This window comes from Rhodohalobacter mucosus, from assembly GCF_003150675.1.
In the GTDB taxonomy this organism is placed as follows: domain Bacteria; phylum Bacteroidota; class Rhodothermia; order Balneolales; family Balneolaceae; genus Rhodohalobacter; species Rhodohalobacter mucosus.
Window position 1 is genome coordinate 38,610 of record NZ_QGGB01000004.1, and the last position, 22,892, is coordinate 61,501.

At 48.8% G+C, this 22,892-nt stretch carries 20 protein-coding genes; 8 read left to right on the forward strand and 12 right to left on the reverse strand.

Features of this window, described 5'->3' with window-relative positions; genetic code table 11:
• From fni to DDZ15_RS05245, 4 genes are all read right to left on the reverse strand, one after another.
• Nucleotides 1-1,026 carry a type 2 isopentenyl-diphosphate Delta-isomerase gene (gene fni, locus DDZ15_RS05230; RefSeq protein WP_109645834.1) on the reverse strand — a complete coding sequence of 342 codons (1,026 nt, stop codon included), beginning with the start codon at nucleotides 1,024-1,026 and terminating at the stop codon, nucleotides 1-3.
• A gap of 219 nt (nucleotides 1,027-1,245) precedes the next feature.
• Nucleotides 1,246-1,977 (reverse strand): SDR family NAD(P)-dependent oxidoreductase, encoded by a 732-nt coding sequence (locus DDZ15_RS05235; RefSeq protein ID WP_109645836.1) that lies wholly within the window; start codon nucleotides 1,975-1,977, stop codon nucleotides 1,246-1,248.
• Nucleotides 1,978-2,117: 140 nt separating this feature from the next.
• The gene (locus tag DDZ15_RS05240) at nucleotides 2,118-3,131 is read right to left on the reverse strand and encodes a Fe(3+) ABC transporter substrate-binding protein (protein WP_109645838.1); all 1,014 of its coding nucleotides are present in this window, start codon (nucleotides 3,129-3,131) and stop codon (nucleotides 2,118-2,120) included.
• 329 nt (nucleotides 3,132-3,460) lie between these two features.
• Nucleotides 3,461-5,584: an elongation factor G gene (locus tag DDZ15_RS05245; RefSeq protein WP_109645840.1), complete on the reverse strand. Its 2,124-nt coding sequence runs from the start codon at nucleotides 5,582-5,584 to the stop codon at nucleotides 3,461-3,463.
• 233 nt (nucleotides 5,585-5,817) lie between these two features.
• On the opposite strand from DDZ15_RS05245, the gene DDZ15_RS05250 reads away from it, so the two are divergent.
• Genes DDZ15_RS05250 through DDZ15_RS05265 form a run of 4 tightly spaced genes read left to right on the forward strand, consistent with a single transcriptional unit; the run spans nucleotide 5,818 to nucleotide 9,806 of the window.
• Complete coding sequence (locus DDZ15_RS05250; protein WP_109645842.1) at nucleotides 5,818-6,813, forward strand: asparaginase; 996 nt, start codon at nucleotides 5,818-5,820, stop codon at nucleotides 6,811-6,813.
• A gap of 20 nt (nucleotides 6,814-6,833) precedes the next feature.
• Nucleotides 6,834-7,541, forward strand: a complete 708-nt coding sequence (locus DDZ15_RS05255) for a ribonuclease H-like domain-containing protein (protein WP_109645844.1) — start codon at nucleotides 6,834-6,836, stop codon at nucleotides 7,539-7,541.
• A gap of 59 nt (nucleotides 7,542-7,600) precedes the next feature.
• Nucleotides 7,601-8,335, forward strand: coding sequence for an ATP-binding cassette domain-containing protein (locus DDZ15_RS05260; protein WP_109645846.1), 735 nt, complete (start codon nucleotides 7,601-7,603; stop codon nucleotides 8,333-8,335).
• Nucleotides 8,304-9,806, forward strand: a complete 1,503-nt coding sequence (locus DDZ15_RS05265; RefSeq protein WP_242978898.1) for an ABC transporter permease/substrate-binding protein — start codon at nucleotides 8,304-8,306, stop codon at nucleotides 9,804-9,806. Before DDZ15_RS05260 ends, DDZ15_RS05265 begins: the two co-directional genes overlap by 32 nt.
• 32 nt (nucleotides 9,807-9,838) lie before the next feature.
• On the opposite strand, the gene DDZ15_RS05270 is transcribed toward DDZ15_RS05265, so the two are convergent.
• The 5 genes from DDZ15_RS05270 to DDZ15_RS05290 form a co-directional block, all read right to left on the reverse strand.
• Entirely contained in the window at nucleotides 9,839-10,111 is a 273-nt protein-coding gene (locus tag DDZ15_RS05270) for a GlsB/YeaQ/YmgE family stress response membrane protein (protein ID WP_109645850.1), read from the reverse strand.
• A gap of 65 nt (nucleotides 10,112-10,176) precedes the next feature.
• On the reverse strand, nucleotides 10,177-11,997 hold the full coding sequence (gene ggt / locus DDZ15_RS05275) for a gamma-glutamyltransferase (RefSeq protein ID WP_109645852.1): 1,821 nt from the start codon (nucleotides 11,995-11,997) through the stop codon (nucleotides 10,177-10,179).
• Between the two features lie 176 nt (nucleotides 11,998-12,173).
• Nucleotides 12,174-12,602: a hypothetical protein gene (locus tag DDZ15_RS05280; RefSeq protein WP_109645854.1), complete on the reverse strand. Its 429-nt coding sequence runs from the start codon at nucleotides 12,600-12,602 to the stop codon at nucleotides 12,174-12,176.
• A gap of 251 nt (nucleotides 12,603-12,853) precedes the next feature.
• Nucleotides 12,854-14,332, reverse strand: coding sequence for a dihydrolipoyl dehydrogenase family protein (locus DDZ15_RS05285; RefSeq protein ID WP_109645856.1), 1,479 nt, complete (start codon nucleotides 14,330-14,332; stop codon nucleotides 12,854-12,856).
• The gene (locus DDZ15_RS05290) at nucleotides 14,329-14,691 is read right to left on the reverse strand and encodes a hypothetical protein (protein ID WP_242978899.1); all 363 of its coding nucleotides are present in this window, start codon (nucleotides 14,689-14,691) and stop codon (nucleotides 14,329-14,331) included. Before DDZ15_RS05290 ends, DDZ15_RS05285 begins: the two co-directional genes overlap by 4 nt.
• A gap of 621 nt (nucleotides 14,692-15,312) precedes the next feature.
• Here DDZ15_RS05290 and DDZ15_RS05300 point away from each other — a divergent pair.
• Both DDZ15_RS05300 and DDZ15_RS05305 read left to right on the forward strand, forming a co-directional pair.
• The gene (locus DDZ15_RS05300; RefSeq protein ID WP_146198520.1) at nucleotides 15,313-16,173 is read left to right on the forward strand and encodes a hypothetical protein; all 861 of its coding nucleotides are present in this window, start codon (nucleotides 15,313-15,315) and stop codon (nucleotides 16,171-16,173) included.
• A gap of 64 nt (nucleotides 16,174-16,237) precedes the next feature.
• The gene (locus tag DDZ15_RS05305) at nucleotides 16,238-18,475 is read left to right on the forward strand and encodes a TonB-dependent receptor (RefSeq protein ID WP_109645864.1); all 2,238 of its coding nucleotides are present in this window, start codon (nucleotides 16,238-16,240) and stop codon (nucleotides 18,473-18,475) included.
• On the opposite strand, the gene DDZ15_RS05310 is transcribed toward DDZ15_RS05305, so the two are convergent.
• Together DDZ15_RS05310 and DDZ15_RS05315 are read right to left on the reverse strand one after the other, a co-directional pair.
• On the reverse strand, nucleotides 18,472-19,464 hold the full coding sequence (locus DDZ15_RS05310; protein WP_109645866.1) for a hypothetical protein: 993 nt from the start codon (nucleotides 19,462-19,464) through the stop codon (nucleotides 18,472-18,474). The two genes, DDZ15_RS05305 and DDZ15_RS05310, sit on opposite strands and share 4 nt — an antisense overlap.
• A 64-nt stretch (nucleotides 19,465-19,528) precedes the next feature.
• A complete protein-coding gene (locus DDZ15_RS05315; RefSeq protein WP_109645868.1) occupies nucleotides 19,529-20,581 on the reverse strand; it encodes a stealth family protein in 1,053 nt (350 codons plus the stop codon).
• 89 nt (nucleotides 20,582-20,670) lie between these two features.
• Here DDZ15_RS05315 and DDZ15_RS05320 point away from each other — a divergent pair, with 89 nt between their 5' ends.
• Entirely contained in the window at nucleotides 20,671-20,865 is a 195-nt protein-coding gene (locus tag DDZ15_RS05320; RefSeq protein ID WP_109645870.1) for a hypothetical protein, read from the forward strand.
• Between the two features lie 169 nt (nucleotides 20,866-21,034).
• Nucleotides 21,035-22,129, forward strand: coding sequence for a hypothetical protein (locus DDZ15_RS05325; RefSeq protein WP_109645872.1), 1,095 nt, complete (start codon nucleotides 21,035-21,037; stop codon nucleotides 22,127-22,129).
• Between the two features lie 48 nt (nucleotides 22,130-22,177).
• On the opposite strand, the gene DDZ15_RS05330 is transcribed toward DDZ15_RS05325, so the two are convergent.
• The gene (locus DDZ15_RS05330; RefSeq protein WP_109645874.1) at nucleotides 22,178-22,687 is read right to left on the reverse strand and encodes a hypothetical protein; all 510 of its coding nucleotides are present in this window, start codon (nucleotides 22,685-22,687) and stop codon (nucleotides 22,178-22,180) included.
• Nucleotides 22,688-22,892: the final 205 nt, after the last annotated feature.

Here is a 22,892-nt window from a genome sequence, read left to right on the forward strand (position 1 = left end):
TTACCTGTTTATTTCAATGAGATGACGCCGGCTCAGTTCCTGTATGGTGCCACAACCCAGAAGCGTTAGCAGTATTCGCATGTCGCTATACCATTGGTCAAGCAGTTCTAAAAAGGCATCCTCCCCTCCATCCACAATGGCTTTGATGACGGGCTGTGCAGTTGCTGCAAAATCTGCCCCCAGTGCAAGCGATTTGGCAATATCAAAGGATGACCTCACACCGCCTGAAGAGATCAGCTGAAAGCGAAATTTACTTCGCAAGGGCTGTATCTTCAGCAGACACTCTGTTGTTGGGATCCCCCAGTCATCAAACTGGTGCTTGGGTTCTTTGGCACTTTTTCGAAGATTTTCCACTTTGGCCCAGCTGGTACCACCCGCACCGGCAACATCGATGCAGGACGCCCCGATACTGAGCAATCTGCGCGCGACCTGCCCCGAAATTCCCGCCCCCGTCTCTTTGACGATCACAGGTACGCTGCTGCTTTCAATAAGGTGCTTTATCCCATTTTCAATACTCCTAAAATCATGATCCCCCTCCGGCTGCATCAGCTCCTGAAGCGGGTTCAGATGCACGATTATTGCATCTGCTTTGATACTGCCGACCAGCAGATCGATTTTCGTTTTATCCAATCCGCCAATGAGCTGTGCACCACCGATATTGGCAGCGATAAAAGCATTGGGGGCATACTCCCTGACCACCGAAAACGATTCAACCTGGGACGGATCCTCCAGCATGGCGCGCTGGCTTCCCACGCCAAAGGGCAGATCCATTTTTTCGCATACCCGGGCTATAACAGAGTTTACCGCACCGGCTTCGGTGTATCCGCCGGTCATCGAGGATATAAAGAGGGGAAAAGAAAATCTGTGTCCGAACAGTTCAGCCGAAAGATCCACTTCCGCGGGATTCACTTCAGGAAGTGCATTATGAATAAAATCATAGCGTTCAAATCCGGCTGTCTTTCGGTAGAACACATCTTCCTTTGCCGTAAGCTCAACATGATCTTTTTTACGCTGCTGGATGGACATTTTCAGAGTTAAGGTTGGGGTTGAGGTTGAGGCTCAGGTTGAGATTGAGGTTTTTACGTAGTCTCGGGACGGCGACCTGCACGCAGCGGGTTACGGGTAGTTTGAAAAAAATTTCTTAGATCACAAATCGCACATCGCCAGTCACCACTTTTCACTTTTGCCTTCTGCCCTCTGCCTTCTCACTCTTCAAGCCTCAAGCCTCAAGCCTCAAGACTATCCTCAAATCATGTACGATCCGCCGTTGATATGGAAAGTGGAGCCGGTCATGTGCCGCACTTCTCCCCTGCACAGAAAGGCTGCCAATGCGGCCACTTCTTCTGGCTGGGTAACTTCATCGAATGCGGAGTTTTTCGTAAGTGCTTCTTCTCCCAGAATTTTTATCGATTCACGGGCCATATCTGTTTCAATAAAGCCGGGTGCGATGGTATAGGCTACCACTCCTTTACTGCTGAAATCCCTGGCAATACTTTTGGTCATGGCGGTCATGCCGGCTTTTGAGGCAGCATATGCAGCGAACTCCTGGGTGTCTCCCCTGTACGCGGCCCTTGAGGCAATATTGATAATAATACCCTTGCTTCCATGTTTAAAGTGCCGGTTAACAAACCACTTTGAGAGCAGCGCAGCCGACCTGAGATTTACATTCATGGTGCGGTCCCACACAGTAAGCCATTCGTCATCCTGCAGTGAAAAGTCTGCCTCGCTGAATATTCCCGCATTATTGATCAGCACATCCGGCACGCTATTGAAGAACAACGGCTTCAGCTCTCTTTGCGTGTGATCCTGGGAATTGAGATCCACCTTAAGGCCTGTAAACGCAGAATTCCGGTGCAGGTCTTCAGGAAAAGGTGTTTGATGATGTGTGCCCGTAACCAGAAATTTTTCGGAAAGAAGTTTCCGGGCGATGGCAAGCCCGATTCCCTTTGAGCTGCCTGTAATCAGAACATGTTTCATGCTGGTAATTAATTAATCTGAGACCGTATGATGTTTTTTTTAAAATAGGATCTGGTCCGGTCAATTTCTTAAAAAAAAAGGCCGGACAGTAGAATATCTGCATCCGGCCTCATTTTGCACAGAAAATATTTTGGCTTGATTTATCTCCACCCTGCCCGGTCCATCAAACGAATGGCTGCGGGATTATTTTCGCCATAGTATGTTACATTGATTGCATCGCTTTCATAATCCCCGAATTCGCCCAGTACACCCGGCAGCTCCACAGAGTCGAGGATAGGGAATTCATTATTCGCAACGGCAAAGATCATTTGCGCCTCTTCGGTTGCTAAATATTCCAGGAATCTGACGGCGTTCTCCATATTGGGAGAGTTCACGGCGATGCCTGCACCGCTGATATTGACGTGCGCTCCGCCGTATTCAGCCGGAGGGAAATACATGCTAACCTGTTCAGCCACTTCCTGGTCTTCCGTATCTTCCGACTGCATCAGCCTGGCCAGGTAATAGTGATTAACAACCGTAATGTCACACAAGCCCGCTGCAACAGCACGGATCTGATCGGTATCGCCGCCCTGCGGGTCTCGTGCAAAATTATTCACCAGTCCGCGTGCCCACTCTTCCGTGGCTTCTTCTCCCCGGCTTTCGATGAGCGATGCAACCAGCGATTGATTGTATATATTATTTGATGAGCGAATGCAGATACGTCCTTCCCATTCAGGCTCCGCAAGCTGCCAGTATCCCTGCAGCTCTTCGGGGTTCACCGCATCTCGATTGTACACAATTCCGCGTACACGCTCAGACAGGCCTACCCAGTACCCGTCCTCGTCCCGCATCTCGGCTGGAATCCGTTCATTCAGCGTTTCTGAACCGTGAGGTTGAAGCACATCCGCTTCCTTGGCTCTCCAGAGCCGCCCAGCGTCCACGGTAATGACGACGTCTGCCGGACTGTTTACACCTTCATTACGGATTCTTTCAATCAGTTCATCGCTCGTTCCTTCAATGAGGTTCACGGTTATGCCGGTCTGCTCCGTAAAATTGTCGTATAGCTCCGTATCGGTATCGTAATGGCGTGATGAGTAGATATTAACCTCTTCCTGGCCGGTACAGTTCATCAGAAAGAGAGATGTCAAAAACAGATATATCAGCTTTTTAAGCATTGATTTTATTTTCTTTCAATTTGGGATTTAATTTAGACCCATTCTAAATAAAATCTGCCTCAGAATCAACGCTGAAAATTTTCAGATTGCATAAGGGAATTGCCTGGCCCGGTGAACAATAATGAGCAGTAACTCTCTGTGTCGCAGTGGAAATCAGAATCACTTGCTGAAGAAGCAGATACTATTCCTGATGCAGTAACGAGCCTCAACCAATCATGAACGCAAAGAAAAACAGTCCGGATAGAACATCCGCCATGGGAATGCTCTTCCGGAACTGATTCTTTGTCAACACCCTGAATCGGTGCGTAAACTTGGTTTAAAGCTGCATACTATGCATCAGCCGTTTCCAGGGTTTCTTCCATTACGCGTTTCTGCACATCGTGGGGCACCTGCGTGTAGCTGTGGAATGCACGCGTGTAGGTTGCACTGCCCTGCGTCATCGATTTGAGCCTTGTGGTATAATGATCGAGTTCCTGAAGCGGAACCTGCGCTTTGATCTTCTGGATGGACCCTTCCGAGTCCATTCCCTGTATTTGTCCGCGCCTTGAACTAAGATCACTGAGTACATCCCCCATATAATCTGCCGGAAGCGTCACCTCGATTTCATAGGTGGGTTCAAGCAGCTGCGGTGATGCGTTGAGGAAGCCCTCCTTGAATGCCATTAGACCTGCCGTCTTAAATGCCGCTTCGTTCGAATCAACCGAATGCATTGAACCGTCATAAACGGAAACACGGATATCACGAGCCCGGCAACCGCTCATCGGCCCGTTCGCCATCTTCTCCATCACCCCTTTCAAAATAGCCGGCAAAAAACGGTTGTCGATTACGCCACCTACAATACAGTTTTGGAATACCAGCTTGCCTCCCCACTCCAGGTCGATCTCCTGAACTCCGCGTACATTGAGATCGCTGCGTTCCGGCATTCCTTCATACCATGGCTCTATCGACAGGTACACTTCTGCATACTGTCCCGCACCGCCGCTCTGTTTTTTGTGCTTGTAATGCGCGTCAACCTTTTTGGTAATGGTTTCCCTGTATGGAATTTTTGGCGTTACAAATTCAACATCCAGCTTGAACCGCTCTTTCAGCTGATGGTGTATCACACCAAGATGTTCCTCGCCCAAACCGTGCAGAATGGTTTGCTGGAGCTCCTGGCTCTGTTCGACCTTCACGGACGGATCTTCCTTTTCAATTTGATGCAGCGCATTGGCCAGCTTATCCTCTTCTCCTTCATTGGTCACTTTCAGCGCTACACGTATGGTCGTATCGGGATATTCAACCGGAGCAAATTCGAGTTCGGTACCTTTCTCAGCCAGGGTATCACCTGAGTTTACATCCTTAAGCTTCACGGCTACTGCGATGTCTCCTGCGGAGACGCTGTTTACTTCCATTCGTTTTTCACCCTGATCCATATAAAGTGAACCGATACGGATGCTGTCGCCGGTTCGCTGATTGATCATTTCACTGCCATGAACTATTTCGCCTCCGGTTGCCTTGAAAAACGTGAGGTCGCCCACATGTGCCTCTGATGAAGTACGAAACACAAACATAGAGGGCGGTTTTTCCGGTGATATTCTGTGAGTGCCCCCATCCGCGAGTGAGAGTTCTCTCTGAAGCGGATCCGGAGTTACATTGCAAATGAAGCCCATCACGCGGCCGCTTCCCATATTTCTTTGCGCACAGGTACAAAAAAGAGGGAATATATCGCGATTATCCATGCTCAGCTTCAGTCCGTCCCTCATCTGGTATTCATCCAGTTCTCCGTTTTCAAAATAGAGGTCCAGCAGGGTCTCGTCATTCTCAGCTACGGCTTCTACCAGCTCATTGTGCAGCAGTTCAGCCTGTGCACGCTGTGAATCGGGGATCGGCAGCTTATCCGGCTTTCCACCGTCTTCCGGAAACTCATACATGGTCATCTTCAGTACATCGATGATGGCATGAAAGTCTTCGCCTTCACTGTAAGGGTACTGAACAACCGCCACACCCCTGCCAAAACGCTCTTTGGCCATGTCTACGGTTTTCTGGAAATTGGAATATTCGCTGTCCAGCTTATTAACCACCAGCATGGTGGGCATGTTTTTCTCCTCCGCCGCTTTCCAGTAAGCTTCAGTACCTACTTCCACGCCCGCCTCACTGTTAAGCAGCACCATGGCTGAATCGGCCACATGCAGTGAATCGGAGATTTGACCCCAGAAGTCGGGCGTGCCCGGTGTATCAAACAGGTTTACTTTGGTTCCCCGCCAATCCAGGTGCATGAGCGACCCGAATACGGATTTTTCTTTCTCCTTCTCTATGTCCCTGAAATCTGACACCGTGTTTCTGTTTTCAACCGAGCCGCGTTTGCGCATCATGCCCGACTCGTAAAGCATGGTTTCGGCCAGCGTGGTTTTGCCTGAGCCGGAGTGGCCGAGCAGCACAACATTGCGAATTTTTCCTGATGGGTAATTATTCATATACAACTCCTGTTTTTTTCCCGTTTAAATGCATCATCAAGTAGTTTAACCGGTTTGTTATTCTAAAATACCTGCCCTCTCAGGGCCTGTATCACAGAAAAGCCGGGAAAATCCATGCCTGCTTCATCTTCCCGGCAGAACCGTTCGACACTCGAATATCTGAAATCCTTTCTGAACTTCTCATCACTTCATTATCTTCCCCGTAATTTATAAGCCCTGACGATCAAATCAATATGAAAAATATTCTTTTACTGCAGACCGGGGGAACCATTGCCATGCATATTGATCAGGGCGAATCTGAACTCAACCCGGATCGTTGGGGTGAACTGCTCTGCAGGGAGATTCCCGAACTTGAAGACATTGCGCGCATTGAGATTCGAAAAGTCTTTTTTGAAGACAGCTCTGATATCAATCACACCCACTGGGCCACGCTTTGCAGAACCATTGCTGATCATTACGAGAATTATGACGGTTTTGTGGTTCTGCACGGCACCGATACCATGGCCTATACCGCTTCCGCACTGTCATTCGGCCTTCAGGGTCTTACAAAACCGGTTATCATGACCGGGAGCCAGGTTCCCATGAGCAATATCCGAAGCGATGCAAGAAGAAACCTGGTGAATGCCATTGAACTGGCCACGCACCCTATTCCGGAGGTGGCCGTCTGCTTCAACGATCATCTTTTCAGGGGAAACAGAAGCACCAAAATGAGTATCGGTGATTTTGATGCTTTCGCATCCCCGAACTTTCCACCCCTCGCCGAGATCGGCATTGACATACGCCTTGCCTCAAATCTGATTCGTTTATCAGAATCATCCCTGAGCTGTATGCCAGAATTCAGCGATTCGGTTGCTGTGATAAAACTGCATCCCAGCCTGAAACCCGACCTGCTGATGAGCATGGACTTTTCGGGTCTGCGCGCGGTGATTATTGAAGCTTTCGGCAGCGGCAACATGCCGATCAAGGGGCTTTACAATATGCTGCCCTTTATCGAACTATGCAGAAGTAAAAACATTCATGTAATCATCACATCGCAGGCATCACATGATTCCGTGGATCTGAGTCTCTATCGCAGCGGCAGGGAAGCGCAGAAACTGGGCGCAATCGGTGCCGGCGACATGACCATGGAGGCGGCTGTAACCAAATCAATGCACCTTCTGTCATTCGCTCTTGCAGAGAACGATTTCAAATTGCAATTTGAGAGAAGCATTGCCGGAGAACGCAGCTGACCAATCAAACCAACCTGCCTATGTTTTTTATTTTTGATGTTGAAACCATACCCGATTTTGAATTCGTCCGGCAGGTGATGAACGATTCCGAGACCGGTGAAGATGATCTGCTTCTGAACGCATCAGAGCAGCTTGCACGAAACACGAGCGGATTTCTTCCTCCCATGTACCACAGAATGGTTTCCTGGGTTGGCCTGTGGGTAGAAAACGATGGAAGTCCGGTTCAAAAGACTTCATGGAACGGAGAAAACGAAAAAGAGGGGTTGAGCGCACTGTTCGACAGCCTTCTCACCTACAAGGATTTTGGACTGGTGCACCACAACGGGCGCGGCTTCGACCTCCCGCTCATCACCTATCGATCCATGAAATACAACATGCAGATGCCCCTCCGGCTCAGCCATTACGACATCCGCTACAGGTTCAGCAAAGCCAATGTGGACCTGATGGATGAGTTCAGCAACTACGGGGCCAGCTCCTATCCAAAACTGAAACATCTGGGCTATCTGATCGGGGTTCCTTTCAAGCAGACCGCAGAGGGAAATGAAGTGCTGGCCATGTACCGGGAGGGTAAACTGGAGGAAATTGAGCACTACTGCTACGAAGATGTAATGGCTACATACATCGTATGGCTGCGTATGAAGTACACCACAGGCGACATTTCAGAGGAAATTTTTACCAATCTGAATCAGCGCGCTCTTACCAAACTGAAAGATATTCAAAAGTCATGACATGATCGTCAGCACCCCCTGAATTTGTTTAAACAGGCATCACCCCCACCAGCAAAAAAATGATCGCAGCAGAATCAATTTCCAAAACGTTTGATCAAAAAGTGCTGGACTCCGTATCACTTCAAATCGATGAGGGCACATCGGTTGCACTGATCGGCCCCAGCGGCTGCGGCAAATCCACTCTTCTCAGAATTATCATGGGCCTCATTTCGGCGGATTCGGGCAGTGTAGAGGTGGGCGGAGATAGACTTACCGAGGAAAACAAGCTGCAGATTCGCAGGAAGATGGGATATGTTATCCAGCAGGGCGGGTTATTTCCGCATCTCACAGGCCGTGAAAATCTTACCGTTGTAACGCGGTATCTCGGCTGGAACCGGGAACGTGAAGAGGAACGGATCCATGAACTTTGCGAACTGACATCCATTGATCCATCTATTCTGTCAAGAAAACCGGAAAACCTGTCGGGCGGTCAGGCTCAGCGCGTAAGCCTTATGCGCGCACTCATGCTCGACCCGCCTGTACTGCTCATGGACGAGCCGCTTGGCTCCATCGATCCGCTCGTCCGGTTTGAACTGCAGAACGATCTTCAGCATATTTTTAAAGAGCTGGGCAAAACCGTTTTGCTGGTTACGCATGATCTGGGTGAAGCAGGATTCCTGGGAGATTCCATCGCATTGATGACTTCCGGCAGAATTGTCCAGCAGGGACCCATTGAGGATATCCTGAAGCATCCCGCCAATGATTTTGTGGAACGTTTTGTAAATGCGCAACGAAGTCCGCTGGAGAGGCTCTGATATGGTTCGAGCCTTCTTTTTAACTCTTTTTATGTGCATCGCGGTCACTTTCGGCCTGAACACCATCTTGCAGGCACAGCAGCCGGTAAAAACAGGCACAAAAGCGTTTACCGAATCTGTTATACTGGGAGAAATGATCCGTCAGTCGATCGAAGCGGATGGAACGGATACAGAGATCTACAAACAGCTGGGAGGCACCCGGATTTTGTGGAGTGCCCTGGTCAGAGGCGAAATCGATATCTACCCTGACTATACCGGAACCATTACCGAAGAGATACTTGCCGACGAAGACATCCGCACTACCGGTGAATTATCAGCTGCATTAAACGAGTATGGAATCCGGATGAGTGAACCTCTCGGTTTCAACAATACCTATGCCCTTGGAATGAAGCGATCCCTCGCTCGCGAACTGGGCATACAGACCATCTCCGATTTGCGCGACCATCCTCAGCTGCGTTTCGGTTTCAGCAATGAATTTATGGATCGCAACGACGGCTGGCCCGGCCTTCGCGAAGCCTACAATCTGAGTCCGGCTCGCGTTGACGGCCTTGAGCACGCACTGGCTTATCGCGGACTGGATGAAGGAAGCATAGATGTGATCGATCTCTATTCAACCGATCCCGAAATTGAATACTATGATCTTCTTGTTCTGAGTGACGACCGGTCATTTTTCCCTGACTATGAGGCCGTTATACTGTATCGTATTGAAGTTCATGATCTTGTAGTAAATACAATAGAACGTTTAGAGGGAGCAATCAGCTCCGATGAGATGAGTTCATTGAACGCTGCCGTCAAACTGGATGGGGTGCCGGATGCCGTTGCTGCATCGGAATTTCTTGAAGAGACGTTTCAGATTGAATCGGACGTCGCAGTAAGCAGTTTCCGTGATCGACTTGCAAAGAATACTGCCGATCACCTCTACCTTGTTTTGATTTCGCTTTCGCTGGCCATTGCGATTGCCATTCCCATGGGAATACTGGCTGTAAAGATAAATATACTTGAAGGTGCCGTATTGGGGACAGTCGGGGTGATGCAGACCATTCCATCGCTTGCACTACTGGTATTTATGATACCTCTGTTTGGTATCGGGGCGCTGCCTGCCATGGCGGCCCTGTTTCTCTACAGCCTGCTCCCCATTGTCAGAAATACGCACTCCGGTATAAAAGAAATACCACTACCCATCCTGGAATCTGCACGGGCACTGGGCTTGCCTGAAAGGGTGATCCTGCGCAGGATTGAGATCCCCCTTGCTCTGCCGTCTATATTGGCAGGTATCAAGACATCTGCGGTCATCAATGTGGGAGTGGCTACGCTGGGTGCGCTGATTGGTGCGGGCGGCTACGGTCAGCCAATTTTGACAGGCATAAGGCTCGACAATATCCAGCTTATTCTGGAAGGGGCAGTTCCCGCAGCTGTACTTGCATTGCTGGTTCAGGGAGTGTTTGATCTAATTGAAAAGAAAATCACCTGAGCAGCAGCGCATCATGCCGTAAACGATGGATTTTATTTATTCCGGGTCAATAGTCCAACCGTTACCGTAAATACGACCGACCCGATTATCGACCAGATCACCGGAAATGTGCTGTTCCCGATCTGAACGTTAAATAGGTCCGGCCAGCCAAGCTGGGTGCTGATCCACGACCCCAGAAGCGCACCGATAAATCCGACGACAATGGATACCACACACCCGCCGCGGGAAAAGCCTGCAATAGACTGACCGATGGACCCGCAAACGCCCGCAATAAAAAGCAGCAGCAAAAATTCAAGAAAAGTCATTGGGTTGATTGTTTATGATGTATTAATGATTAACCTGCTTATTTGTTGAACGGCACAGGCAATTTTCAATCGCCCATAACCACGCCTTCCCTTCGTGGGTCAGCACCGCCGTAGTATCCGTTTTTTGTCACTCTGATCGCCTGCAGGCCGCTTGTGAGCGGCGACTCATCCACCTCATGGCCCATAGCTCTCAGAGCTTCAATTAATGCCGGAGGAAACCTATCCTCTTCAAGTAGAGTCGGGCCGTTGTAATTCACGAAATTGGGAAGATCGATTGCCTGCTGGGGATTCAGGTTCCACTCAAACATACCTATCATGGTTTTTGCCGTATAGTGAATGATGGCTGCACCGCCCGGTGATCCCAGGCTGGCAATCAGCTCGCCTGATTCCCGGTCGAACACCAAAGTGGGACTCATACTTGACCGGGGCTGTTTTCCCCCCTGCACCCTGTTTGCAATCAGATTGCCGTCTTCATCAACCGGCGCCCTTGAAAAGTCGGTAAGTTCATTGTTAAGATGAAAACCGCCGGGCAGGCCCGTCCCGCCGTCGCTCATAATCCGGCTGCCGAATGCGCTCTCAATTGTGGTTGTCATCGACACCGCGTTGCCCTGCCTGTCGATAACGCTGATATGGCTTGTTCCGCTCTCAGGCTGTATCTCCATCATACCCGCCGTAGAGTACTCCTCCCTGGGATATCCGGGCTGAGCCGTATCCATGCTCTGCTCGCCGATAAGGGCGGCACGGGTTGCAAGGTAGTCCTCTTTTAGCAGGCTCTGCCAGTCACCGGCGGGTGCGTCAACATATAACGGGTCCGCAACGTATAGGGCGCGGTCAGCGTAGGCCAGTTTGGCTGATTCAAGATAAAAATGCAGCCACTCCACGGCAGGGAGACCGTTTATAAACGAGGACCCCTGGATTTCAAGGTGTTCCATGATTCCCAGCATCTGCATGATGGCCAGGTGCCCTGATGCGGGCGGCGGGAAGCCGCAAATCAGCCAGAGGCGCCACTCATTGCACATGGGTTCCACTTCAAATTCCCGATCCCTGTACACGCTTATATCCTCAACGGTCATTATACCCGGTCTGGGGTGTGAACGGACACGATTTACGATACTCTCAGCTGCTGCTCCGGTGTAGAAAGCCTCCGGGCCTTCATCCGCAATTTTCTGAAGCAGCTGTGCCAATGCCGGATTTTTCAGAAGGTTTCCGACGGGCAGCGCTTCTCCGTTCTCATCATAATACAGATCCCTGGCAATCGAATCCTGCCGGAGCGCTTCGTCTGCCTCAAGCAATCCGTGCAGCCTGGGACTCACATGAAACCCATCGCGCGCAAGCGTTATAGCAGGTTTAAACAGCTCTTGCCACGGCAGAATGCCCTGCTCCTGATGTGCATGGTAAAGCATCGCCACCGTACCGGGTATTCCCGGGGAGAGTCCGCTTCGTACCGCCTCGGAATATGACAGCGGATTCCCGTTTTCGTCCAGAAAATATGTCTCATCTGCCGAAGCGGGTGCAGTTTCGCGTCCGTTGTAGGCTTTCAGTTCGTTACCGTCCCAGTTAAGCAGAAAAGCTCCGCCGCCAATGCCGCTCGACTGCGGTTCAACCAGCGTAAGCACCATTTGAATTGCAATTGCCGCATCCACTGCCGAACCGCCTGCATTGATAACCTGGTAACCTGCATCGGTTGCGAGTGGATTGGCGGCGGCTACGGCAAACTCTGTTGTCTCCCAGCCCGGTTTCGGATTGTACCCGCTGGGCAGCTCCGGCTGGGGCGGTACCGAGTAGGTAATTCCCGATGAGTCCGGAGTACCCGCGCAACCGGTGAAACAAAAAAGGGCTCCAAGTAGTGAAACAATCAGGGAAACGGTGCGGAAAAGGGTTCTCATCAGGCGAAAGAAGTTGCTTTAGTTAGCAGGTTCGTGACAGATCGTTATAGCCTGATGCAATAGAGCATGAGTTAAAACATTGTGCATTCGGCCGTTAATCAAAAAGGAATCAACGGTAATGTAAGAAAGGCTTTTAATGCTTATCAAGCCGGAACTGGTGAGATTCGGCCAGCCGATCACGGCCAGGCCTGCCATGGAATGCGAATTAGTATCAGAATAAGCCCAAGTGTGTAGTAGAGAATCACCGTTTTAAAGCGCCGTGCATCATCGCCCGGTTTTTTGGCCTTGATGTAGCCCACAGAGATCAGCACGATGGCGATGATCATGGTAAGCGGATGTTCAAGCGCGTAGAGTCTGGCAACAGAGTCCGACATCACGTCACCCGAATATGCGCTCAGGCCCAGTGGTGAAAGCACAAAAAGTACCAGTCCGATCAGCAGCTGCAGGTGTGAGGCTATAAAACCCCCAAGTGCCACCTTTCTGACACCTTCCGTAAATGACTGCTTGGTTACAAACTTGAAAATTGAATAGAGTATTGAAAACAGAAGTACGCCGAGAAGCAGATATGCGAGATAGGAGTGCAGATGTTGAAATCCTGTGTACATGAGGCAGGGTTATTGTTTCCGGGCAATCCGGACATTCATGTTGACTATTCCGAATACAATGTATGTAAAAATTGCAGCACCGGAAACTACCCGTATTAACGATAATTACGGCGTTTTGTTTCCATGGGCGCTCATCTCACCAGTTCACGTGATCGGATGAGTACGTGGGGTTATCCGATACTATAAAGGTGAAGGTTGTGAATCAGTGTCAGGTATTCACCGGATCACGTGAGGTTATAATATGAAGGATATTATACAATCCTGTCCGGGTTGCTGTAGTCGGGAATCTCTCCCCTGTACCTGAAGATTCTCTTGATCCATTTTACGAGGCTTTCCGACTGGTTTTTGATATACCACTGATCGGCTGCGCGTCGTGCCCCAAGACCATAGCTGGGATAGGGATGGATCGTATCTGCAAATTCTCGAAGCGACACACCGTTGCGCATGGCCAGCGCATACTGTGAGATCATCTCACCCGCATGCGCTCCTGCGACCGATGCACCCAGAATCCTGCCGCTCCATTTTTTGGCATGTACTTTGATCAGCCCTTCCGGAACGCCGTCTGTAACCGCACGGTCGATCTTGCTGAAGGGGAAACGATAGGTTTCATAGGTCACCCCCTTATCCTTCAGCTCTTTTTCCGTTGCCCCAATCTGGCCTATTTCAGGATCCGTGTAGGTTACCCATGGAACATGCTTTTTGTCAATCTTCATCGGAACCTTAATCAGCGCATTAGAAGCAGCTACTTTTGCCATGTGCTCACACATATGGGTAAACTGATATCTGCCGGTAACATCGCCAACCGCATAAATGTGGGATTTATTGGTGCGGCATGCATCATTCACCGTGATTCCCGAGCTGTCGTATGTAACTCCGGCCGCGTCCAGGTTCAATGCGTCAATATTGGCTTTGCGGCCGGTTGCGAGAAGCACACTTTCTGCTGATATGGACTCTGCCTTTCCATCTGCTTCAAAATACACCGAGATGGAATCCCCCATCTGCTCTACGCGCTTCACTGCAGCATTCAGATGAAAAGTAACTCCCTCCTGTTCCATCTTCATTTTCAGAATATCACTCATCTCCCGGTCATCGTTTATCAGAATTCCGGGAGCCATATCCACCAGATGAACCTCCGTACCCAATCTCTGAAAGCTCTGCGACATTTCTGAACCGATAGGTCCCCCGCCCACAACAATCAATTTCCCGGGCAGGTTATCGATCTCAAAAAGGGATTCGTTTGTCAGGTACTTAACACCATCCAGACCGGGAATGGGTGGCACAAATGCCCTGGCACCGGTGCAAATAAAAATATACCTGGCGCTAAGGGTAGTGATCACCCCATTTTCGTCGGTAATTTGGACCGTATGATCGTCTGTAAAAGCGGCACTCCCAAAAACTACCTCAATACCCATCTCTTCAAATATCTCCGGGCGATCGGCATCCTCATAGATCTCCCTCCGTACGTTGTCAACATGTTTCATAACGCCGGCCGTATCTGTCTTCGCGGCATCCATGCGGAGTCCGTATTTTTCACCCTCGCGCATATGATGAATCACTGAAGCCGCCTTGATTAATGTTTTACTGGGAACGCAACCGGTCCAGGTACAGTCTCCCCCAAGCCTTTCTCTCTCAATCATTACGGTTTTGGCACCAAAATTTGCCGCAATTCCGGCTGTGGTCAGTCCTGCCGCCCCGCCTCCAATCACCATCGCATCATAGTCGTATTTCATTGTACTGTCTCTTCTTCTGTTTCCGTAATCCGTTTTTGAATTTTACTGTAGGTGCTCCATGCCCCGTAAAGCAGCATTCCGATTACCACAGCGTATACCCACCATGGAACATTCTCACCGGCAATCATCAGGTATACATACGCTGAAACAAAACATCCGGATGCACTTAATACAGGCAGAGCTATCGGCTTTTTCTTTTTGACGTTCCGAACAATCCAGGCTACCGAGATGGTAAAAAAGGGAATTGCACCAATATAGATTGCGCCAAAGATAAATGGGTTCACGCCATACTGATCGCCCAAACTCAAAAACCATTTACTAAACGCTTCAACCCATTCCATTTTTTCCTTGTTAATCAATCAGTATCGTTTTGCGGCCGGTATGTTACAAAAGATATTCTGTAATGTTTGTCACAAAACTGTGATTTAAGCTCTTGGTGGGATAAGAACAAAATTCATCGAAATGCTGAAACAATATTTAACGTTAATCTTTGTTGATGTGATAGGTCGTTAGTGTGTATATTCGTACATACTTTTTTACAGCAGACTCTGCCATGGCATTCAAAATAAAGAACATATCGACTTTTTTTGTTCTGTTATTCATAACAGGCGTGCTCAGTGCGTCTTTTCACCTTCATGTGGATGAAGGGCACGCGGCAGATTCTGAACCCCCACACTACGTACAAGACCACAATTTCTGTAGTCTTTGCGCTTCCCAGTTCACTTATTCCAAGGATCATGACCTGGAGTCGGAAACTGTATTTGAACCCGGAGAATTTGTTCCGGACTTACAGCCGGCAATCTTTGCGCCCCCTCTGGTCCTTCTGCAGAATTATCGTGCTCCCCCTTTTTTGAGCTGATTTACTCTCCTTACCCATCAAATTAACTCAAATCTACTGAAAACAGATCAAAAACCGTTCTGGATGCAGAAACGGCTTTTGTCCCAACATTTTTCTGTTCAACACTATAATTCTGAGAATTATGAAATTTTATCGTTTACAATCACTTATTCTTTTCACAGTACTATTAAGCCTTTCCTTGCTGTTTGCCTCGTGCGAAAACAGTGCATCCGTCGAAGAAGAAGAACACTCCGATCCATTTGGCGTGGCTCTGATTCTGAACGGAGTTGAAATTGCCAAACAGGAGAACGGAGTGGTGAGCTATGCGGAAGGTGATCACCTTGAACTGAAAGTAGGTGAGGAAACAAACCTCATTACTGTTCGATGGATCGCTGAAGATGGTGACCGTTTTGTTCCCGATGAAGCTGAAGGTTACGGCCTGCAGTGGGTAATTGACAATGAAGCCGTTACCGAAGTGGAACAACACGAAGAGGACGGTGCCTGGAGTTTCCACCTTGTAGGAACCGGAACGGGTGAAACCGAGATTCGTTTTGAACTTTTTCACAACGATCATTCCGACTTTACCAGCCTTCCCTTCGAAGTACACGTAGAAGAAGCCGTATCCGGTATGGAGCTAAGGGATGATACCGGTTCTGCCGTTGTAACCGTCGATTCCGAAGGTAATGTAACCGGATCCATTGATGTGGCTTCAGGCAGTCAGGCCGGTCCATTTACACTCGTTTTCTTCGATGACCAGGGAGGCGAGCTCGACACCAGTTCTGAGTATGAGCTTGAATGGCATACAACCGGTACGGAGTTTGCAACGATCACCGCTGACACAAACAATCCGTTTTCCATAATGGTTGACGGTGTAACTGCCGGTCAGGCAGAAGTTCACTTTGAGCTGATCAAGGGCCATAGTGAAGATGGAGGTGATGATCACGACCACGATCACGAAACCGTGGTATATGAATCACCTGACATTGCCGTAAATGTAAATTAATTTAACCCGGGGAACAGTCAGGCAAGCTGTTCCCCTTTTTAGTTTCCCTGAGCCGGCATTTTACATGATCTACTTATACAGACTGCTGCTGATATCACTCTTTTTCTTTCCTGCCATTTTGCAGGCACAATTCAGGGGTTTAGTGCATGACGCACAGACGCGTGAACCTGTTCCTTTCGCCTATGTACACCTGGCAGAGATCAACCGTACAGCAACTGCCGACAAAGAAGGGCTTTTCTTTTTTCAGAACGTGCCTCCGGGCACCTATACCCTTTCAATTCACAGAATTGGTTACAAAACCTACACATCGCAGATTCGCGTTGAAGATGAAACCGGCATGACCGAACCGGATCTTTTTCTGCTTACGCCTGAAAGTGTGGTGAGTGAGGAAATTACCGTAACGGGTCAGGCCGAAGAGGTAGCCGGATCAAGATTACAGCATGCATCATCCAAAATTATCGGTGAAAACCTGCGAAGAAATCTGGGCAGCACACTTGCAGAAACCATGAAAAACGAGCCGGGTTTCAATGAACGCAGCCTGGGGCCGGCTCCCGGCAGACCCGTGATCCGCGGTTTGGGCGACGAGCGTGTGCTTATTCTTCAGGACGGTGAACGCACAGGTGATGTTTCATCGCAATCAGCCGATCACGCCGTTAGCGTGGATCCGATGGGTGCCGAAGAGATTGAGATTGCGCGCGGTCCGGCTGCCCTGGCCTACGGTGCCAATGCAATCGGGGGAGTTATCAATGTTGTTAAAAATCAGATATCCACATCTGTACCAAGTGATTTTAGCGGTACCCTTTCGCTTCTCGGGCAAACCGTAAACAGTGAGGCAGCCGCCTCGGTTGACGCTTCCATACCTTACCGCGACTGGGTAGTTAACCTGGACCTGAACGGTAAAAACGGTACCGACTACTCTGCTCCCGGAGAAACCATTACCAATTCATATCTGAAAAATTCACAGAATACGATCGGAATCAGCCGGGTTGGAAACAGCGGATATGTTGGGGCTTCAGCCTCCTATTACGTTTCCCGATATGGAATCCCACCCGATCCAAACGGCGGGCATCCGAACGGTGTGGATATTGAGATGGATAAGCTGCAGTTTGATGTGAGAGCTGAACGTATTTTCAGAAATTCTTTCATCAGCCTTCTAGAAGCGCGATACTCTTTTGTCAATTATGATCATTCCGAAATAGAGTCGAACGGAACACTGGGAACCCGGTTTGGCAACCTTAGCACGAATGTATCGCTGAAAGGGCATAATCGCAGCTGGTGGATTTTTGACAACGGTTCATTCGGGCTCTGGGGTGAGCTCCTCGACTATGCCGTAATTGGTGCTCGCACACCTGAATCAAACCAGTATTCGGGGGCAGCCTATATGATTCAGGAAGGCAATTCGGGAAACCTTCACTATGAAGTGGGAACCCGTTTCGAATATGTGCTATCAAAACCTGATGAGCAGAGAGTATCGCCCAGGATCGGGCTGATCGAGCAGCGCGAATTTGCCGCACTTGCCACATCTGCTTCACTGATTTACGGACTTACGAATACCGTTTTCCTGGGAACTACCGCCATTCACTCGTTCCGCCCACCATCGCTGGAAGAGCTCTATTCCGAGGGGCCTCATCTGGCTGCATACAGTTTTGAAATAGGCAATCCGCAGCTGGATGCTGAAAGAGGCCTTGGGCTTGAGCTCTTTTTGCGGCATAACTCAAACAGATTTCAGGCACAGCTTACGGGCTACAGCAACCTATTTTCCAATTATCTCTATGCACGCGATACCGGAGAACAGAGTATCTCCGACCCTTCCCTGAACAACTATCAGTTTGTGGGTGAAGAAGCACGATTTTTGGGTGTTGAATTTTCCGGAGAGGTGCGTATAACCCCAGGCCTTACAGCCGGGGGAATGCTCTCCTATACCTTTGCAGAACGAAACGTGAGTGAAGAGGAGCAGAATGTAACAGGCTTTACAGGTTCAACAAGGCCTCTGCCCATGATACCGCCCATCCAGGGGTCGCTGTTCGTGAGGCAGGAAATTGATAATTTTACCGTTTCCACCCGGTTTTCATCAACGGGCAGACAAACACGGGTTGGCGAATTTGAAACACCGACCGACGGATTCAATCTCCTGAATGCATCCGTACAGTACCGCTTTTCAACCTCCGGCTTACTGCACACTATCTCCCTTAGAGGCTCAAATCTGCTAAACACTACGTACCGTAATCACTTGTCCAGAATAAAAGAGGTGTTCCCGGCACCGGGCAGAAACGTTAGCTTACTTTACAGAGTGTATTTTTAACGCTGCTCTTTCTGTTCCGTTTCCACGCTGTCATTCAGCTCCTGCTCTTTCAACTCGGCCAGGCTTTCCGATTTCGACACAGTTGAGAGGTACAGAAACAGAATGAGATTCATAACTTTCCTCAGAGCACTCGAAACTAGAAGCATCCCCGCAACGGATGCCGTTGCCATGTTCAGCATTTTTGAGAGCTCTATGCCGACCCACATAAATACCAAATCACGGCTTGGCAGCAGGGGAATGCGGTTAACTACAATCACCACGGTCAGAAAGAGCAGCCATACGGAGATTGGGGTATCTGGAATAACAACGGCCCACTGCACAACAATCAGTCCGTGATGAATCAGGAATCGCGTCATATAGATTCCAAATATTACCAGGGCTTTTTTCAGGGGCAGGTCAAAAATATACTTTCTGAACTGCACGATAACCGCAACGATAAGCGCTAGAATAAAGACCGCTGCAGCAATGTAAATCCAGTCGATATCGCCAACAAGCTCTTCTATATCGATAAACCCGGTAAAGATCAGCACTCCCACCAGGGTAAAAGCAACCAGATTCGAGTTAATGGCGGAAAGGATGTTGTTATCGCGAATATTCTTCAGAATCTGTCTGTCGCCATCATCCAGAAATTTCCGCGCCTGCATAAAAAGAAAAAACTCTCCGGAGTAGCCTACTACCTCCTCATTGTACACCCGTTTCGTCATGAACAAACGAAACAGCTTCCATCTTTTTACAGGCCAGATCTGCCGGTAGATAAAAATTTCGGTGAAAGGGAGCGAAAAATAGAGGATGAAGAAGATCAGGTAAAATAGTGGCTCTCCCGGGAGCGAGCTCAGAACCTCCCTCCAGCCGATATCGGCAATCTGATAGATGATAATGCCGACTATAAATGCAATTACGAGCCTTCTGGTAAATTTCTTAACCCGTTTTCCACCCGGGCTGGCAGAAAATTCTTTCCAGGTGTCCCTGATTTTCTTTTTTGAAATCACTGGGTAAATGCAGGCATTTTGGGATCCTCGGTTTGTGTGCAGATACTCATATTGACTCGTGCAGTTATGAGTTCACCGCTTCTTTCTTTTTTTCATCAGCCGGACCGGTTTTCGGAAATGGTGCGTTCAGGTCAAATTCATCCTTTAGCAGAGTCTTGATTTTTCTGCGCTGCGCCCGGCTGAAGGTCTCCATGCCCTGAATACATACAAACCGTGCCTGTCTGTTTTTTATACGGCTCAGCTTAGCCTGCAGAATGGGATAGATATCCATCTCTCCGTTCAGCATCACCGATTCATCCTTTCTTTCCAGAATCGCGTTTCCATCCCTGATCTCAAGGTGATTGGCAAGATAAATACCCGAAAACTGTTCAGTGCTTCTGAACCGATACCGGATATTTTCTTCGAACAGCGACGGCTTTTTATTGAAAAATTCGACGAGTGTCTCCTTTCTTACAGGATGAGGAACATGCGGTGACATGTAGTACGATTCATAAAATCCGGCAAGCTGCGCAGATTTTATTTGAAAGAGAAGATTCATGGTTCGCGTGATACCAAGCACTTTTTTCATTGCCATGCTCAGCATATCATTCAGTTTTAGCCGAAAGGAACCATACTGCCTCACTTTCTTCCATTTCCCCCGAAGTACAACTTTGTCACCCCGGAAAAAATCCTCCGGCTTTACGGGTTGTGTGATTACAAAATCATCATTGAAATAGATAAACCGGTCAGACAGTCCCTTTATTCTCCAAAGCGCCGTTTCCAGTGTGCGGCTGTTGAAGGTAGGAATGGCCCACTCATATCCCTCAAGTATTTCCCGGTGATCCACAATTCGGATACGAAGCCGATTTCGCACCTCCTCGGTCAGAAAGTCGGGCACCTGGTCATCGGTAATGAGATAGATGTTGCGGATCCACGGAGCATGTTGCCTGATAGAGCGAATACAAAACTTTAGCTCTCCGTTATCAACAAAGCGGGTGCTGTCTCTGCCCGTAGGTATTTCAGACTGCTCCTTTCCCGTCTCAAGATGATATATCCTGTTACGCTTGCGCTGATGGGACTCATCGCTCCCGTCAACCCAGGTAATTACGGCGTCAATCTGTGGTACTTCGTTATTCATTTCAAGTGATACTCAAATACGGAATTAAGATTCCGGATTGGAAAAAACATTCGGTGCAATAACGTTCATTCCGTACAGAGAACAAATTTATGAAAAAAGCACAGTCTGTCGTCCCGGTTCGGATTCAGGTATTGACCGATGCAGCTCTCCGTAAACCGTCTGTTCATTCTATTGCCGGAGCCGCACTGTCCAATTTTTTGTCAGCGAACAATTTACAATTTATTCATGTAAAAAGCCTTTCCCGTGAGCTTACACCCTCAGGGTTTGCACATGCAGCCATATAACGATCCTGCAGGGCTCATCTGATGAAAGCGAAATGGAATGATGACCGAAGCATTTGATTTTTATCACGGAACAAACAGCAGGAATCATCTTACAAATCCATGGCTTAAATAGGATATAACTTAATGGCGCTGTCATCGTTATATTGTGCCAAAACATACCTGTGGCAAAATGCCTGAACACATTTTAATATCATTGAAGAAGCGGCTTTATCTTACATTTTTTCTACATCTGCTACTGCTTGGCGGGAATGCCTCGTATGCACAGATTGATAATCCGGAAGGCGGTCTCACGACCGTGCCGGATGAACTCATATGGGCCCAGACTCTGAGCGGGAGCCACTTCAATGAGTTCTGGAACTACCAGTTCTATTTCGATAACGGAATGAAAGCTCATATTCTGTTTTCCGTGGCCAATTTCGGGAGTCTCAAAGACCCCGTTAGCGGCGTTCGGTTCTCCATCCTGTATCCTGACGGCAGTACATATCACGTATCCCGCGAGTATCCCCTTCACATGCTGATTCAGGACAGGGAGACCCATATGTTCCGGCCGAGGCTGGAGAGGGAACTCTACTTTGTGGGAAAACTGCCTGATGAGCACAAGATAGTGATTGACACCCCGAAAGACGGGATTTCCTATCAGATAGAACTCACATTCACCAATATTGCCAGAGGATACAAATGGGCAGACGGAATGTTCGACATTCATAATGAAGAGATCGGTATTGTAACGCATATACCGTATGCGGAGGTTAGCGGATTCATTTCAGTGGACGGAGACCGAAGGCAGGTTGACGGTACCGGTTACATGGATCATACCTTCCAGAATCAGACCACAACGCGCCTCATGAACAGCGGCTACAGGTTTGTGAATCATACAGACAGCCGGAACTGGGACCTGCTCTATTTTCTTCTTCCCGCAGACAACCGCGGCCGGAGCACGGCTGGATACAGGCTTAAAAGTGAAAACGGCCGGGTGAGCGTGCAGGGAATTGAAGCAATCCAGGAGACTCACGACAGTGAAGCATTCGGAAAGTCCATTCCGCGTATTATGGAACTGGAACTTGAGAATGGCGGCAGCCTCAGGCTCTACCGTACCGAGGATGAGGAGCGATTTTCAGTACTATCCGAACTGAACTGGCTTGCCAGGCGTGCAGCCAAAAGCTTTCTTGGGGGTGAAGTCATCGATTTCAGGGGGGATGCCACCCTGCAGGAGCCTTCGAACCGCCCCAAGCAGGGACACTACAACTACTTTTTTGTTGAATAAAATGTGCGCCTTTTTAAAGTAGTGAAATTACATAACCGGAGTATGATTTCACTCAACGGCCCGGATGCTTGCGGTCATACCCGGATGAAATGAGCAGATATAAAGACCAAAGGCCTCTGCCAGTTCCGCGGTAAGTGTGAATGTGATGTTATTTCCATTCAGTTCTGCATCAACATCAGCATCATCGTCGAACCGGCCATCGGCTCCGCTCTGGCCGAGAAGCTTCTCTCCTTCACTGTTCCTGAAATCAAGCGGGTGGGATGCGGCCCCGCCGTTATTCACAAATGTAAAACGCTTGCCAATTTCGAGATCAATGGGAGAATTATTCTGATTAAGCATAGCACTGGCACCGTCTCCCTCTATAGCGGTAACCACATAAGCGTTCGATCCCACGTTATCCAACGTAATTGAAGCATCCTGAAAGACTGAGTCTGTATCGCCCGGATCAGTATCGGAATAGCCTGTTGAATTGCCGCTGCAGGAAATTAAAATAAGACAAAGACCTGCGCAGAGCGTAAAATTAAGGTATGCGTTGAGGGATCGTTTTAAATTGTTCATAAATGGTATTTTTTTGTTTGACCGGATGTTCTCATCTACGCAAATAAACGGACTATCGTTCAGGCCCCTTCCGATTGTGTTGAAATTTTTTTGCTAAAATGGCAGGACGATTTGGTGAGTTGAATCCACATAAGTCACCCTTCAAATAAAATAAAGGTTCAGAAGGGGCTTGGGATTGGGGAAACTGATTGGATAATCCATAAGG

Excerpts from the sequence above, each read along its gene's own strand:
- DDZ15_RS05265 (WP_242978898.1), top strand. The coding sequence starts at position 8,304 with ATGCGCAACGAAGTCCGCTGGAGAGGCTCTGATATGGTTCGAGCCTTC.
- DDZ15_RS05240 (WP_109645838.1), bottom strand. The coding sequence starts at position 3,131 with ATGCTTAAAAAGCTGATATATCTGTTTTTGACATCTCTCTTTCTGATG.
- DDZ15_RS05300 (WP_146198520.1), top strand. The coding sequence starts at position 15,313 with ATGAAATTTTATCGTTTACAATCACTTATTCTTTTCACAGTACTATTA.
- fni (WP_109645834.1), bottom strand. The coding sequence starts at position 1,026 with ATGTCCATCCAGCAGCGTAAAAAAGATCATGTTGAGCTTACGGCAAAG.
- DDZ15_RS05255 (WP_109645844.1), top strand. The coding sequence starts at position 6,834 with ATGTTTTTTATTTTTGATGTTGAAACCATACCCGATTTTGAATTCGTC.
- DDZ15_RS05280 (WP_109645854.1), bottom strand. The coding sequence starts at position 12,602 with ATGTACACAGGATTTCAACATCTGCACTCCTATCTCGCATATCTGCTT.
- DDZ15_RS05235 (WP_109645836.1), bottom strand. The coding sequence starts at position 1,977 with ATGAAACATGTTCTGATTACAGGCAGCTCAAAGGGAATCGGGCTTGCC.
- DDZ15_RS05250 (WP_109645842.1), top strand. The coding sequence starts at position 5,818 with ATGAAAAATATTCTTTTACTGCAGACCGGGGGAACCATTGCCATGCAT.
- DDZ15_RS05245 (WP_109645840.1), bottom strand. The coding sequence starts at position 5,584 with ATGAATAATTACCCATCAGGAAAAATTCGCAATGTTGTGCTGCTCGGC.
- DDZ15_RS05260 (WP_109645846.1), top strand. The coding sequence starts at position 7,601 with ATGATCGCAGCAGAATCAATTTCCAAAACGTTTGATCAAAAAGTGCTG.
- ggt (WP_109645852.1), bottom strand. The coding sequence starts at position 11,997 with ATGAGAACCCTTTTCCGCACCGTTTCCCTGATTGTTTCACTACTTGGA.
- DDZ15_RS05305 (WP_109645864.1), top strand. The coding sequence starts at position 16,238 with ATGATCTACTTATACAGACTGCTGCTGATATCACTCTTTTTCTTTCCT.
- DDZ15_RS05320 (WP_109645870.1), top strand. The coding sequence starts at position 20,671 with ATGAAAAAAGCACAGTCTGTCGTCCCGGTTCGGATTCAGGTATTGACC.
- DDZ15_RS05285 (WP_109645856.1), bottom strand. The coding sequence starts at position 14,332 with ATGAAATACGACTATGATGCGATGGTGATTGGAGGCGGGGCGGCAGGA.
- DDZ15_RS05315 (WP_109645868.1), bottom strand. The coding sequence starts at position 20,581 with ATGAATAACGAAGTACCACAGATTGACGCCGTAATTACCTGGGTTGAC.
- DDZ15_RS05270 (WP_109645850.1), bottom strand. The coding sequence starts at position 10,111 with ATGACTTTTCTTGAATTTTTGCTGCTGCTTTTTATTGCGGGCGTTTGC.
- DDZ15_RS05325 (WP_109645872.1), top strand. The coding sequence starts at position 21,035 with ATGCCTGAACACATTTTAATATCATTGAAGAAGCGGCTTTATCTTACA.
- DDZ15_RS05330 (WP_109645874.1), bottom strand. The coding sequence starts at position 22,687 with ATGAACAATTTAAAACGATCCCTCAACGCATACCTTAATTTTACGCTC.